This window comes from Rhodopseudomonas sp. RCAM05734, assembly GCF_052658035.1.
Genome location: NZ_CP199742.1, coordinates 4,993,803 through 5,006,945, shown reverse-complemented (window position 1 = coordinate 5,006,945; position 13,143 = coordinate 4,993,803). Strand labels below are relative to the sequence as shown.

At 66.3% G+C, this 13,143-nt stretch carries 11 protein-coding genes, 1 pseudogene and 1 riboswitch; of the genes and pseudogenes, 10 read left to right on the top strand and 2 right to left on the bottom strand.

What is annotated here, in order from left to right:
• Nucleotides 1-20: 20 nt before the first annotated feature.
• A complete protein-coding gene (locus tag ACUXVA_RS23610; protein WP_445488473.1) occupies nucleotides 21-950 on the bottom strand; it encodes an IS110 family transposase in 930 nt (309 codons plus the stop codon).
• A gap of 1,107 nt (nucleotides 951-2,057) precedes the next feature.
• Here ACUXVA_RS23610 and ACUXVA_RS23605 point away from each other — a divergent pair.
• Complete coding sequence (locus tag ACUXVA_RS23605; RefSeq protein WP_265083359.1) at nucleotides 2,058-2,684, top strand: glutathione S-transferase family protein; 627 nt, start codon at nucleotides 2,058-2,060, stop codon at nucleotides 2,682-2,684.
• 38 nt (nucleotides 2,685-2,722) lie between these two features.
• Here ACUXVA_RS23605 and ACUXVA_RS23600 read toward each other — a convergent pair.
• Nucleotides 2,723-3,767: pseudogene (locus ACUXVA_RS23600) on the bottom strand (threonine aldolase family protein).
• 51 nt (nucleotides 3,768-3,818) lie between these two features.
• A riboswitch (SAM-I-IV-variant riboswitch) is annotated at nucleotides 3,819-3,925 on the bottom strand.
• Between the two features lie 180 nt (nucleotides 3,926-4,105).
• On the opposite strand from ACUXVA_RS23600, the gene glyA reads away from it, so the two are divergent.
• The 9 genes from glyA to ACUXVA_RS23555 all read left to right on the top strand — a co-directional run bounded on the left by glyA (nucleotide 4,106) and on the right by ACUXVA_RS23555 (nucleotide 13,142).
• On the top strand, nucleotides 4,106-5,407 hold the full coding sequence (glyA, locus tag ACUXVA_RS23595; RefSeq protein ID WP_445488470.1) for a serine hydroxymethyltransferase: 1,302 nt from the start codon (nucleotides 4,106-4,108) through the stop codon (nucleotides 5,405-5,407).
• 34 nt (nucleotides 5,408-5,441) lie between these two features.
• The gene (nrdR, locus tag ACUXVA_RS23590; protein WP_445488468.1) at nucleotides 5,442-5,936 is read left to right on the top strand and encodes a transcriptional regulator NrdR; all 495 of its coding nucleotides are present in this window, start codon (nucleotides 5,442-5,444) and stop codon (nucleotides 5,934-5,936) included.
• The gene (gene ribD / locus ACUXVA_RS23585; RefSeq protein WP_445488466.1) at nucleotides 5,933-7,087 is read left to right on the top strand and encodes a bifunctional diaminohydroxyphosphoribosylaminopyrimidine deaminase/5-amino-6-(5-phosphoribosylamino)uracil reductase RibD; all 1,155 of its coding nucleotides are present in this window, start codon (nucleotides 5,933-5,935) and stop codon (nucleotides 7,085-7,087) included. Before nrdR ends, ribD begins: the two co-directional genes overlap by 4 nt.
• Nucleotides 7,087-7,695, top strand: coding sequence for a riboflavin synthase (locus ACUXVA_RS23580; protein ID WP_445488464.1), 609 nt, complete (start codon nucleotides 7,087-7,089; stop codon nucleotides 7,693-7,695). The genes ribD and ACUXVA_RS23580 overlap by 1 nt, the downstream gene beginning before the upstream one ends.
• Before the next feature lie 81 nt (nucleotides 7,696-7,776).
• Nucleotides 7,777-8,268: a 6,7-dimethyl-8-ribityllumazine synthase gene (gene ribH / locus ACUXVA_RS23575; protein WP_265083365.1), complete on the top strand. Its 492-nt coding sequence runs from the start codon at nucleotides 7,777-7,779 to the stop codon at nucleotides 8,266-8,268.
• A 3-nt stretch (nucleotides 8,269-8,271) separates the two neighbouring features.
• Nucleotides 8,272-8,772, top strand: a complete 501-nt coding sequence (gene nusB, locus ACUXVA_RS23570) for a transcription antitermination factor NusB (protein ID WP_265083366.1) — start codon at nucleotides 8,272-8,274, stop codon at nucleotides 8,770-8,772.
• 160 nt (nucleotides 8,773-8,932) lie between these two features.
• Complete coding sequence (thiL, locus tag ACUXVA_RS23565; protein ID WP_445488461.1) at nucleotides 8,933-9,913, top strand: thiamine-phosphate kinase; 981 nt, start codon at nucleotides 8,933-8,935, stop codon at nucleotides 9,911-9,913.
• A gap of 242 nt (nucleotides 9,914-10,155) precedes the next feature.
• Nucleotides 10,156-12,276: a sodium-translocating pyrophosphatase gene (locus ACUXVA_RS23560; protein ID WP_445488459.1), complete on the top strand. Its 2,121-nt coding sequence runs from the start codon at nucleotides 10,156-10,158 to the stop codon at nucleotides 12,274-12,276.
• 245 nt (nucleotides 12,277-12,521) lie between these two features.
• Nucleotides 12,522-13,142, top strand: a complete 621-nt coding sequence (locus ACUXVA_RS23555) for a carboxymuconolactone decarboxylase family protein (protein WP_265083369.1) — start codon at nucleotides 12,522-12,524, stop codon at nucleotides 13,140-13,142.
• Nucleotide 13,143 lies beyond the last annotated feature (1 nt).

The following is a 13,143-nucleotide window of genomic DNA, read 5'->3' as shown; positions in this document are numbered from 1 at the left end:
GGCAACTGTAATTTTCGTGATCAAGCGTGAAAGGGCGCTTGATCACGAAGCACCGCATTGAGGGTGACGAGCAGCTTGCGAGCGACGGCGATCAGGGCGATTTTGGCGGGTTTGCCCGCGTCTCTCAGGGCACGATAGGCTGCTGCGAACCGGGATTTGGTTCGAGTGACGGAGACGGCCGCCATGTAGAGGGCTTCGCGGACCCGGCGCCTGCCGCCGTGGATCTTGCGGGCACCGCGGAACTTGCCGCTATCGACATTGAAGGGCGCCAGTCCAGCCAAAGCGGCGATGGCCTTTGGCGAGCGGGAGCCGAGTTCCGGCATCAGTGCCAACAGCGTGGCGGCGCAAACCGGGCCGATGCCCGGCACCGAGCGCATCAGGCGTTGTGCGGCGTGCAGGCCCTGCTGCCCGGCAATCAGGGTGGCGCTCCGCCGATCGATGCGCTGGATAGCCTGATCGAGCCAGGCGATATGCTGCATCAGCTCGTCCAGCAGGTCGGCGCCGGTTGCGGCAAGGCGGGTGCGCTCCTGCTTGCGGCAGGCGACGAGCTGATCGCGGCGCTTGTGCAGGTCGGCAAGCTGCTCCCGCGCCGGGTCGGTGGTGCCGTCGGCGCCGGGCCGCAGGCATTGGGCCATCGCCGCCAGCATCCGCGCGTCGATTGCGTCGGTCTTGGCGAGCAAGCCGATGGAGCGGGCGAAATCCCGGGCGCGGGCGGGGTTGACCCGCGCGAAAGCGATGCCGGCCGCGCTCAAGGCCCGGCGCAGCGCCTTGTCGTAGTGGCCGGTGGCCTCGAACAGCACGAATACATCGCTGCCGGCCCACCCCGCGATCAAGGCGTTGACCGCCTCGGGGAGGTTGTCGATGCGGCGCACCGTGCCGATGTTGCTGTCGAAGACGTCAAGAAAGTCCTTGGAGATATCGATTCCAACGAAGCCAGGATGTATGATCATGATGCCTGTCCCTGTGCTGCGAGGTCCGCGGCGAACGGCCTCGATCAACTGTTCAGGTGTGGGTAATGTAGCGCGGGCGGGTGCCAAGCCGGATCACGGTCTTCATGACCAGGGGCCCAACGGCATCCCGCCCGCACCCATCATGACAGATCCCGACTACACAGGGGCCCAGCTTGTGGACCAAGCAAGGTGGGTCCCGGATCTGCGCAGCAGCGTGGCGGCGATGCTGCGCATCGCCTGCGCTGCAGCGCGTCAGGGACACGCGAAGTCCGCATCCGTGCGACGCGCGGTTTCGAATTTCGGATTCAATTGTCAAACAGCCGTGCGATCGCAGTCCCGCGACGCTTGCGCGTCCGGGCTGTGCTGCATTCCGTCCCTCTCGCAATCGAGAGGGCGCGCGGAACGCCGGGTGCCCGATGCACCCATGGGCTTGTGCGCAAAGTGTAGTAAGCGCACAAGACTTGCCACGGTCACACCGGACTGATCCGGCGTTCCGCGCGCAGTGGTGTTAACGGCTTATTGCGTGCTCTCCCCGGCGGCCGACACGGTTTTTCGTCGCCGTCGCTTCCGGTTGAGGGTGTTCCACGGACGGGTTGCCGCGGACTCTCCACCGGGCTTGGTGCTCACGCGGGGCACCAGGACCACACGCCTTCGCCGTCCGCGCCAGCGCTGTCGTCTGCGCTTCCTCCGGTTCTCACTGGCCATTCTGGCGAGCCCTGAACCGAATTCCGCGCCTGACGCTGCCGCGTCCACCGCACCCCGCCCCGCGAACCTGACGATCGCGATACGCCCCTCTCGGTGGGGCAGGATGCAATGGATTATAATCTTAGATGGAAGCCGTCAAGAGGAATCGCGGATTATTTTCTCTGCGCGCCTGTCGCTGCCGTTCCGTTCCCCGGACGCGGTGCACTGCGCCGCGCTTGCGCGGCGTGGTGCGCCGCAGATCCGGCACAGCTTGTTGCCATCAAGCAAGCTGGGTCCCGGTGCTGCAGCGCGCCCGGGAAACGGAGAGCAACAGTGCATCCGGCATGCGCAGCGCGATCGCGCGCGGGTTGCTGCTCGTTCATCTGTGCTACACCGTCACCCATCAACCACCGGGGAAACCGCATGCTCACACTGCACCACCTCAACGACTCCCGCTCGCAGCGCATTCTGTGGCTGCTGGAGGAAATTGGCGCGCCCTATGAGCTGAAGCGCTATCAGCGCAATGCCGAGACGCGGCTGGCGCCGCCGGAGCTGGAACTGGTGCATCCGCTCGGCAAGTCGCCGGTCATCGTCGACGGCGACGTGGTGCTGGCGGAATCCGGTGCCATCGTCGACTACATCATCCGTACCTACGGCAAGGGTGCGATGCGGCCGGCCGAAGGCAGCGCCGACTACGAATCCTACCTGGAATGGCTGCATTATGCCGAGGGTTCGGCGATGCTGCCGCTGATGCTGCAACTCTATGTCGGCAGGCTGAAGGAGGCGGCAGCGCCGCTGCAGCCGCGCATCGACAGCGAAATCGCCCGCCATCTTGGCTATGTCGATCGCGCGTTGCAGAGGCGGGCGTTCTTCGTCGGCGACAGCCTGACGGGGGCCGACATCATGATGAGCTTCGTCGCCGAGGTCGCCGGCAGCTTCGATCGGCTCGGACCCTATCCGGATCTGGCAGGCTGGATCGGGCGCATGCATGCGCGCCCGGCGTTCCTGCGCAGCGTCGACAAGGGCGGGGCGTATCGGCTGGCGAAGTAGGTTTCTTCCCTCGCCCCGCAAGCGGGTGAGGCGAAACACTACGGCGTCGCGGCGATCGCCCTGATATCATCCACCAACGCCTGCACGCGGGTGCGATCCGCGTCCCAGGCGAACATGAAACGCGCGCCGCCGCCGATGAAGGTATAAAACTGCCAGCCGCGCGCACGCAGCGCGTCCATGGCAGCCGCCGGCATTGTCAGGAACACCGCATTGGCCTGCGCGGGAAACATCAATGCGACGCCGGGGAGGCCGGCAACGCCGTCCGCCAGCAGCTTCGCGCAGGCATTGCCATGGGCGGCGTTGCGCAACCAGGCGCCGCTCTCCAGCATGCGCACCCAGGGCGCCGACAGGAAGCGCATCTTCGACGCCAGCCGGCCGGCCTGCTTGCAACGATAGTCGAAGTCTTCCGCGAGCTTGCGGTTGAAGAAGATGATGGCTTCGCCGACGGCCATGCCGTTCTTGGTGCCGCCGAAACACAGCACGTCGACGCCGGCGCGCCAACTGGTGTCGGCCGGGCTGCAGCCGAGGCTGGCGCAGGCGTTGGCGAAGCGCGCGCCGTCCATGTGCAGGCTGAGGCCGAGTTCGCGGCAGGTGGCCGAAATCGCGGCGATTTCATGCACGCTGTAGACCTGTCCGGTCTCGGTCGGCTGGGTGATGGTGACGACGCGCGGCTTGGGGAAGTGGATGTCGTTGCGGTTGGTGGCGATGGCGCGGATCGCCTGCGGCGTCAGCTTGCCATCGGTCGATGGCGCGACCAGCAGCTTGGAGCCGTTGGAGAAGAATTCCGGCGCGCCGCATTCGTCGGTCTCCACATGGGCGGCGTCGGAGCAGATCACGCTGTGATAGGACTGGCACAAAGCCGCCAAGGCCATGGAATTGGCCGCGGTGCCGTTGAAGGCGAAGAACACCTCGCAATCACTTTCGAACAGCGCGCGGAAGGCGTCGGAGGCCTTCGCGGTCCAGCTCGTCATTGCCATAGGCCGGCTCGGAACCTTGATTGGCCTCGGCCATGGCCGACCAGGCTTCGGGGCAGATTCCGGCATAGTTGTCGCTGGCGAATTGCTGGGCAGGGGGTGTGGTCACGGCGGCCTCGCTGGGGTCGATCGGTCTCCACCAGGAGAGATTGACGCGCGGCTGCATCCCGTTGGTTGCCGGATCGGCCACATCTCCCCCGCGGGGGAACGCCACCTTGCCCGGGAGCAGGTTGGCGTTGAGCGTCAGCTCAACTCTTGATGTTGGCCAATGGCATATCCGCTTGGCCGGGGGCAGGCAAGGGCCCGAAAACCGGCCTAAACCTTGATCGGATGCGCAAAACCTTGGCCATATCCGCCAGATGTGGTATCTCGGCGGCGCCGCTTCGACCCGCCACACGTGACTGCCCGCACCCGACCGAGGGCTGCGGCGGTGGAGATATTTCGCCCATGACCTCTTCGGCCCATTCCGCTTCCGCGCCCGACTCCTTCTTCTCTGCGTCGCTGACATCCGCCGATCCGGAGATCGCCGCCGCGATCCAGGGCGAACTGGGCCGCCAGCGCCACGAGATCGAGCTGATCGCCTCGGAAAACATCGTCAGCCGCGCCGTGCTGGAAGCGCAGGGCTCGGTGATGACCAACAAATATGCCGAGGGCTATCCGGGCGCGCGCTATTACGGCGGCTGCGAATTCGTGGATGTCGCCGAGAACCTGGCGATCGAGCGCGCCAAGAAGCTCTTTGGCGCGGCTTTTGCGAACGTGCAGCCGAACTCCGGCAGTCAGATGAACCAGGCGGTGTTCCTGGCGCTGCTGCAGCCGGGCGACACCTTCATGGGCCTCGATCTCGCCGCGGGCGGCCATCTGACCCACGGCTCGCCGGTCAACATGTCCGGCAAGTGGTTCAAGCCGGCGCACTATACCGTGCGCCAGGAAGACCAGATCATCGACATGGATGCGGTGGCCAGGCAGGCGGAAGAGGTCAAGCCGAAGCTGATCATCGCCGGCGGCTCGGCCTATTCGCGCGCCTGGGACTTCAAGCGTTTTCGCGAGATCGCCGACAGCGTCGGCGCCTACCTGCTGGTCGACATGGCGCATTTCGCGGGCCTGGTCGCCGGCGGCCAGCACGCCTCGCCGGTGCCCCACGCGCACGTCACCACCACCACCACCCACAAGTCGCTGCGCGGCCCGCGCGGCGGGTTGATCCTCACCAATGACGAGGCGCTGGCCAAGAAGCTCAACTCGGCGATCTTCCCGGGCCTGCAGGGCGGCCCGCTGATGCACGTGATCGCCGCCAAGGCGGTGGCGTTCAAGGAGGCGCTGGCGCCGGACTTCAAGGTCTACGCCAAGAACGTCGTCGAGAACGCCAAGGCACTGGCCGAAACGCTGCGCGCGCAGGGCTACGACATTGTCTCGGGCGGCACCGACAACCATCTGATGCTGGTCGATCTCCGCCCGAAGGGCCTCAAGGGCAACGTGTCGGAGAAGGCGCTGGTTCGCGCCGGCATCACCTGCAACAAGAACGGCGTGCCTTACGATCCGGAAAAGCCGTGGGTCACCTCGGGCATTCGCCTCGGCACCCCCGCGGCCACCACGCGCGGCTTCGGCATCGCCGAATTCAAGCAGGTCGGCGAAATGATCGCTGAAGTGCTGAGTGCGGTGGCGCAGTCCGGCGACGGCAGCGCGCCGCTGGTCGAGGCGGCGATCAAGGAACGCGTCAGGGCGCTGACCGACCGTTTCCCGATTTATCAGTAAGGTCTTTCGTCAGTCGCTTTGAAGGTCTTGTGGAATGCGATGTCCCAGCCGCAACAGCCTCGATACGCAGGTTAAGGACTCGCGTCCCACGGAAGATTCCGCAGTCATTCGCAGGCGTCGGGTCTGCATGGCCTGCAACTTCCGCTTCACCACCTTCGAGCGGGTGCAGCTGCGCGAACTGACGGTGATCAAGCGCAACGGCCGCCGCGTGCCGTTCGACCGCGACAAGCTGGTACGCTCGCTGCAGATCAGTCTGCGCAAGCGGCCGGTGGAGCCGGAGAAGATCGAGACCATGGTCTCGGCCATCGTGCGCGAGCTGGAAAGCGGCGGCGAGGCGGAGATTTCCTCGGAGGCCATCGGCGAGATCGTGATGGAGCATCTGCGCCACGTCGATGACGTCGCTTATGTGCGCTTCGCCTCGGTGTACCGCAATTTTCGCGAGGCCAAGGATTTCGAGGCGGTGCTCGGCGAACTGTCCGGCGAAGACGAGTTGAAGCAGGACATCAAGCCGGTGGTGGTGCGCAAGTGATCTTCCGCATTCTGGAAGATCAGCACGCCCAGAAATCCAGTGAAGCGAAGGCCGTCGACCGGCGCTTCATGGCGCTGGCGCTGGCGCTCGGGCGACGCGGGCTCGGCAATACCTTTCCCAATCCCGCAGTCGGCGCGGTCATCGCCAAAGACGGCGCCATTGTCGGCCGCGGCTGGACCCAGCCGGGCGGGCGGCCCCATGCCGAGGTCGAGGCGCTCAGGCGTGCCGGTGAGGCCGCACGCGGCGCCACGCTCTATGTGACGCTGGAGCCGTGTTCGCATGTCGGCAAGTCGCCGCCCTGTGCCGATGCGGTGATCGCCGCCGGCATTGCCCGGGTGGTATCGGCCGTGGAGGACCCCAATCCCGAGGTGGCCGGGCAGGGCCATGCGCGGCTGCGCGCCGCCGGCATCCGGGTCGATCTCGGCACCGGCGCCCAGGAAGCCGCGCGCGACCATGCCGGGCATTTTCGTCGCGTCCGCGATGGCCGGCCCCATGTGATCCTCAAACTCGCGGTGTCGCCGGACGGTTTTATTGGTGCGGCGGGACGGAAGCCCGTGCCGGTGACCGGCGAGAAGGTGCACTCTCGCGTGCACCTGCTGCGCGCGCAATGCGATGCGGTGCTGGTGGGCATCGGCACCGTGCTGTCCGACGATCCCGAACTGACCTGCCGGTTGCCGGGGATGATCAGGCAGTCGCCGATCCGGGTGGTACTGGACCGCGCGCTGCGGCTGCCGGGCAAGGCAAAATTGGTACACTCGGCGCGACAAACGCCGCTGTGGGTGATGACCTCGAGCCTCTCCGAGGCGCCCGCGGCCATGCTGCTGCAGGCCGCCGGCGCGCAGGTGATGCGGGTGCCGACCACCACCGCGCCGCCGCCCGGGCTTGATCTCGCGGCGGTGCTCAAGGCGCTGGCCGGCAAGGGGATCTCGCGGCTCTTGGTCGAGGGCGGGGCGAAGGTGGCGTCGTCCTTCGTGGCCGCCGACCTGGTCGACGAGGTCTGGCTGTTTCGCGGGGCGCAGGAGATCGGCGCGGGCGGCGTCCCGGCGCTGGATGCATTGCCGCTGACCGCAATCGCGGGGTCGCCGGGATTGAAGGTCCGTGCTAGCGAAACCATTGAAAACGACACCCTGACGATCTTTGAGCGCGCATAATGTTTACCGGCATTGTCACCGACATCGGCGAGATCGAAACCCTGACGCCGGTGGCGCAGGGCCAGCCGCACCGGCTGCGCGTGCTCAGCCACTACGATCGGAGCAGCATCGCGGATGGTGCCTCGATCTCGCACAACGGCGTCTGCCTGACGGTGACGGGCTCCGGGGTGAGCGGCAACCGCACCTGGTTCGAGGTCGACGCCGGCGCCGAAACGCTCGGCCTGACCACGGCAAAGAACTGGAAGGCCGGCACCCGCCTCAACCTGGAGCGTGCGCTGAAGATCGGCGACGAGCTCGGCGGCCACATTGTCTCCGGCCATGTCGACGGCATCGCTACCATTGTGGCGCGCGACAATCTGCCCGATATGGCGCGCTTCACGCTGCGCACCACGCGCGAGCTGGCGCGATTCATCGCCACCAAGGGTTCGGTGACGCTGGATGGCGCGTCGCTGACCGTGAATACCGTCGATGACGTCCAGTTTTCGGTGCTGATCATCCCGCATACGCTCGCCGTAACGACGATCGGCGACTGGCAGGAGGGCCACGAGGTCAATCTCGAGGTCGACCAGATGGCGCGCTACGCGGCGCGGCTGACGGAAATGAAATAGCGCGCCGACGCTTCGGCCCTTGGCTTATCCCGCCGCTACGCCTAAAACCCTGCGCAATCAATCAATTCGAGACGGAATACGATGGCAGACGCGCGACGCGCTCAGTTGCAGGACCAAACCGACATTTCCGGCGCCCGTGTGCTGATTGTCGAAGCCCGCTTTTACGACGATATCCAGGATGCGCTGCTGGCCGGCGCGGTGCTGGAGCTGAATGCCGCGGGCGTCAGCCACACCGTCCTCACGGTGCCCGGCGCGCTGGAAATTCCCGCCGCGATCGCCATCGCGCTGGACGCCGCCGAGAAGCACGACGAGCCCTATGACGCGGCCATCGCGCTGGGCTGCGTGGTGCGCGGCGAGACCATCCATTTCGAGATCGTCTCGATGGAGTCGGCGCGCGGCCTGATGGACCTCGCGGTCAACAGGCGCCTGCCGCTCGGCAACGGCATCATCACGGTCAACAACGACGAGCAGGCCTGGGCGCGCGCCCGCGCCGACGACCTGAACAAGGGTGGCGACGCGGCGCGGGCGGCGCTGGCGATGCTGCGCATCAAACGCCGTCTGGCGAAGAGCTGAGACATGGCAGAGATCAAGAAGGCCGCGATCAAGAAGCCCGCCGAGAAGAAGGCCAACAAGCGCGGCACGGCGCGGCTCGCGGCCGTGCAGGCGCTGTACCAGATGGATATCGGCGGCGCCGGCATCAATGACATTTTTGCGGAGTTCGAAAGCCACTGGCTCGGCAAGGAGGTCGAGGGCGACCAGTATCTGCCGGCCGAGGAAGCCTTCTTCCGCGATGTCGTGTCCGGCGTGCTGCGCGACCAGAACAAGCTGGATCCGCTGATCGACGACGCGCTGTCCAAGGGCTGGCCGCTGGCGCGCATCGAGGCGATCTTGCGCGCGACGCTGCGGGCAGGGGCCTACGAGCTGGAGCATCGCAAGGACATTCCGGCGCGCGTCATCGTTTCCGAATATGTCGACGTGGCGGACGCCTTTGTCGAGGGTGACGAGATCGGCATGGTCAACGCCGTGCTCGACCAGATCGCCAGACATTTTCGGCCCGACGACTCGATGCGAGGGTAACTCAGTCGTCGTCATCCTGAGGTGCTCGCCCGAAGGGCGAGCCTCGAAGGATGCGGCCACGGGCACCGGCACTTGCGGCTCATCCTTCGAGGCCGTCGCAAGAGCGACGGCGCCTCAGGATGACGCTAGAGTTTGGTTTTGCTCTGGAAGCGGGTAGCGAATGTCATCCGGCGAAGACACTTTGATCGCGACCTATTTCAAGCCGCTGGCCACCGATCCGGGTGCCTTCGGCCTCGCTGACGATGCCGCGGTGCTGCAGGCGCGCGGCGAGGATGTGGTGGTCAATACCGACGCCATCGTCGAGGGCGTGCACTTCCTGCCCGACGATCCCGCCGACACCATCGCGCGCAAAGCCCTGCGCGTTAACCTGTCTGATCTCGCCGCCAAGGGCGCGATTCCGGCCGGCTTCGTACTGACGCTGGCGCTGCGCGAGCGGGATCCTGACTGGCTCGAGGCATTCGCGCGCGGCCTCGGCGAGGATACCCGGCTGTTCGGCTGCCCGCTGCTCGGCGGCGATACGGTGTCGACGCCGGGACCGATCATGATTTCCATCACCGCCTTCGGCCGTGTGCCGGAAGGCCGCATGGTCCGCCGCAGCGGCGCGATGCCCGGCGACCTCGTGGTGGTCACGGGCACCATCGGCGACGCCGCGCTCGGCCTCGACGTGCTGAAGGGCGGCGCGGTGAAGGCGTCGCTGGCCCATGACATGGCCGCCGCTGCCGGGCTGATCGCGCGCTACCGGATTCCGCAGCCGCGCAACGCGCTGGCCAAGGCCGTGCGCGACCATGCACGCGCGGCGATGGACGTGTCGGATGGCCTCGCCGGCGATCTGACCAAGCTGCTGGCCGCCTCCGGGGTCGCGGCAAGCATCTCCACGGCGGAGATCCCGCTGTCGACGCCGGCCAGGCTGCTGCTCGAGCGCGGCACCGTGGAACTGGAAACGCTGCTCTCCGCCGGCGACGACTACGAAATTCTCTGCACGATTCCGCCGAGTCGTCTCATGGCCTTCACAGACGAGGCGCAGCGTGCCGGCGTGCCAGTCTCGGCCATCGGGACGATCTCGGCGGGGGCAGGGCTGCGCATGGTCGATGCGCAGGGACGCGAACTCGTCCTGTCACGGCTGTCCTACAGCCACTTCTGAGGCCGCGGCCGGCGGTCCGGGGCATTGTGCCGGATCAATTGTCCTGGATCAAACGTCTCCGGCCGCGTGCCGGCTAGCCTGCCGTCTGTTGGTAAAAAGGGCATGTGTTAGCCGTTCGCAGCGTTGCGTGGCCGGGGCGATTTTGCCATGCTTCGGTCACGAGAGGCCGTCCTCACGTCTGGGCAGGCCTCCTTTTTATGCGTCCTCAACCGGGCGCGGGGCAGGAAGGACTGAGGCATTCCATGACAGCATTGTGGGTGATCGTGCTCTGTGGGGCACTTTCGATCGTATACGCGATCTGGGCGACGGCATCGGTGTTGAAGGCGGACGCCGGGAACGCGCGGATGCAGGAAATCGCAGCGGCCGTGCGCGAAGGCGCGCAGGCCTATCTGAAGCGCCAGTACATGACGATCGCGATCGTCGGCGTGGTGATCTTCGTGCTGCTGTACTACTTCCTGGGGGCGCTGGTCGCGGTCGGTTTCGTGATCGGTTCGGTGCTGTCGGGCGCGGCGGGCTTCATCGGCATGAACGTGTCGGTGCGCGCCAACGTCCGCACCGCGCAGGCGGCGACCGTGTCGCTGGCCGGTGGGCTTGAGCTGGCCTTCAAGGCCGGCGCCATCACCGGCATGCTGGTGGCTGGCCTGGCGCTGCTCGGCGTCACCATCTACTTCGCCTATCTCACCCACTACCTCGGCCTCGCCGCCAACAGCCGCACCGTGGTCGATGCGCTGGTGGCGCTCGGCTTCGGCGCCTCGCTGATCTCGATCTTCGCCCGCCTCGGCGGCGGCATCTTCACCAAGGGGGCGGACGTCGGCGGCGATCTCGTCGGCAAGGTCGAAGCCGGCATTCCCGAGGACGATCCGCGCAACCCCGCCACCATCGCCGACAACGTCGGCGACAATGTCGGCGACTGCGCCGGCATGGCGGCCGACCTGTTCGAGACCTATGCGGTGACCGCGGTGGCCACCATGGTGCTGGCGGCGATCTTCTTCGCCACCTCGCCGTTGCTGGTCAACATGATGACCTTGCCGCTCGCCATCGGCGGCATCTGCATCCTGACCTCGATCGCCGGCACCTTCTTCGTCAAGCTGGGTCCTTCGCAGTCGATCATGGGCGCACTGTACAAGGGCCTGATCGCCACCGGCGTGCTGTCGCTGTTCGGCGTCGCGGCTGTCATCTACTGGCTGGTGGGCTTCGGCCCGCTGGCTGGCGTCAAGTACACGGGTCTCGCGCTGTTCGAATGCGGCGTCGCCGGACTGGTGGTGACGGCGCTGATCATCGTGATCACCGAATACTACACCGGCACGCAATATCGTCCGGTGAAGTCGATCGCGGCGTCGTCGGTCACCGGCCACGGCACCAACGTCATCCAGGGCCTCGCCATCTCGATGGAATCCACCGCCGGTCCGGCGCTGGTGATCATCGCCGGCATCCTGGTGACCTACAGCCTGGCCGGCCTGTTCGGCATCGCCATCGCCACCACCACCATGCTGGCGCTGGCCGGCATGATCGTGGCGCTCGATGCCTTCGGTCCTGTCACCGACAATGCCGGCGGCATTGCCGAAATGGCCGGCCTGCCCAAGGAAGTGCGCAAGGCCACCGACGCGCTCGACGCGGTCGGCAACACCACCAAGGCGGTGACCAAGGGCTACGCCATCGGCTCCGCCGGTCTCGGTGCGCTGGTGCTGTTCGCGGCGTATAATGAGGATCTCAAGTTCTTCATCGCCAATGCCGCGAAGTATCCCTACTTCAAGGGCGTGCTGCCGGACTTCTCGCTGAACAACCCCTATGTGGTGGTCGGCCTGCTGTTCGGCGGTCTGCTGCCCTACCTGTTCGGCGCCATGGGCATGACCGCGGTCGGCCGTGCGGCTTCCGCGATCGTGGAAGAAGTGCGCCGGCAGTTTCGTGAAAAACCGGGCATCATGCAGGGCTCCGACAAGCCGGATTACGGCCGCGCGGTCGACCTGCTGACCAAGGCGGCGATCAAGGAAATGATCATCCCGTCGCTGCTCCCGGTGCTGTCGCCGGTGGTGGTGTACTTCGTGATCTATTTCATCGCCGGCGGCGGCGCCGACGGCAAGTCGGCGGCGTTCTCAGCGGTCGGCGCCATGCTGCTCGGCGTCATCGTCACCGGCCTGTTCGTGGCGATCTCCATGACCTCGGGCGGCGGCGCCTGGGACAACGCCAAGAAGTACATCGAGGACGGCCACTTCGGCGGCAAGGGCTCCGACGCCCACAAGGCCGCGGTGACCGGCGACACCGTCGGCGATCCCTACAAGGACACCGCGGGCCCGGCGGTCAACCCGATGATCAAGATCACTAACATCGTGGCGCTCCTGTTGCTGGCGATCTTGGCGCACTAGACCCGTTCCCGACTGGACCGAAAACCCCCGCGGTGTGAGCCGCGGGGGTTTTCGTGGGCGCACGGCCGCTGCGGTCGGGACCCTGGCAGCCGCGTGGCGCCGCACCGTTCGCCAACGGATTCAATTGGACGCATCTTGCGCAGGAATCGCTAAAGCAAAGCCGCTACTGCGTGGGGCCCGCCCAACGCCGGCGTGCGGCCGCAGGCCACCGCGGCAAGCTCCCAACCACCAGTCAAGGACCCCTGATGAAACGTGCTATCGCTATCGCTGCCTTCACGCTGCTTTCCAATGTCGCCGTCGCAGCCGCCGAGCAGCGCCTGCCGACGATCCCTCCGGCGCAATATACCGAGGACCAGAAGAAGGCCGCCGCCGACTTCCTGGCCGCGCGCAAGACTCCGGTGTTCGGCCCGTTCGAGGCGCTGATGCATTCGCCGGAAGTGATGACCCAGGCGCGTTCCATGGGCGACTATCTGCGCTTCAGGTCGTCGCTGGGAAACACCCTCAGCGAACTGGTGATCCTGATCACCGCGCGGCAGTGGACCCAGGACTTCGAATGGCAGTTCCATTATCCGATCGCGCTGAAGGCCGGCATCCGCAAGGAGATCGCCGATGCCATCGCCGATGGCCGCCGCCCCACCGGCATGAGCGAGGATGAAGAGATCGTCTATGATTTCTCCACCGAGCTGCACACCAGCAAGCGGGTCTCTGATGCCACCTTTGCCCGCGCCGACAAGCGGTTCGGCAAGCGCGGCGTCGTCGATCTGACCGGCATCAATGCCTATTACACACTGCTGGCGATGCAGATGAACGTCGCGCGCTACCAGGCGCCGTCGGATGTGCCGAAACTGACCCGCTTCCCGGAATAGC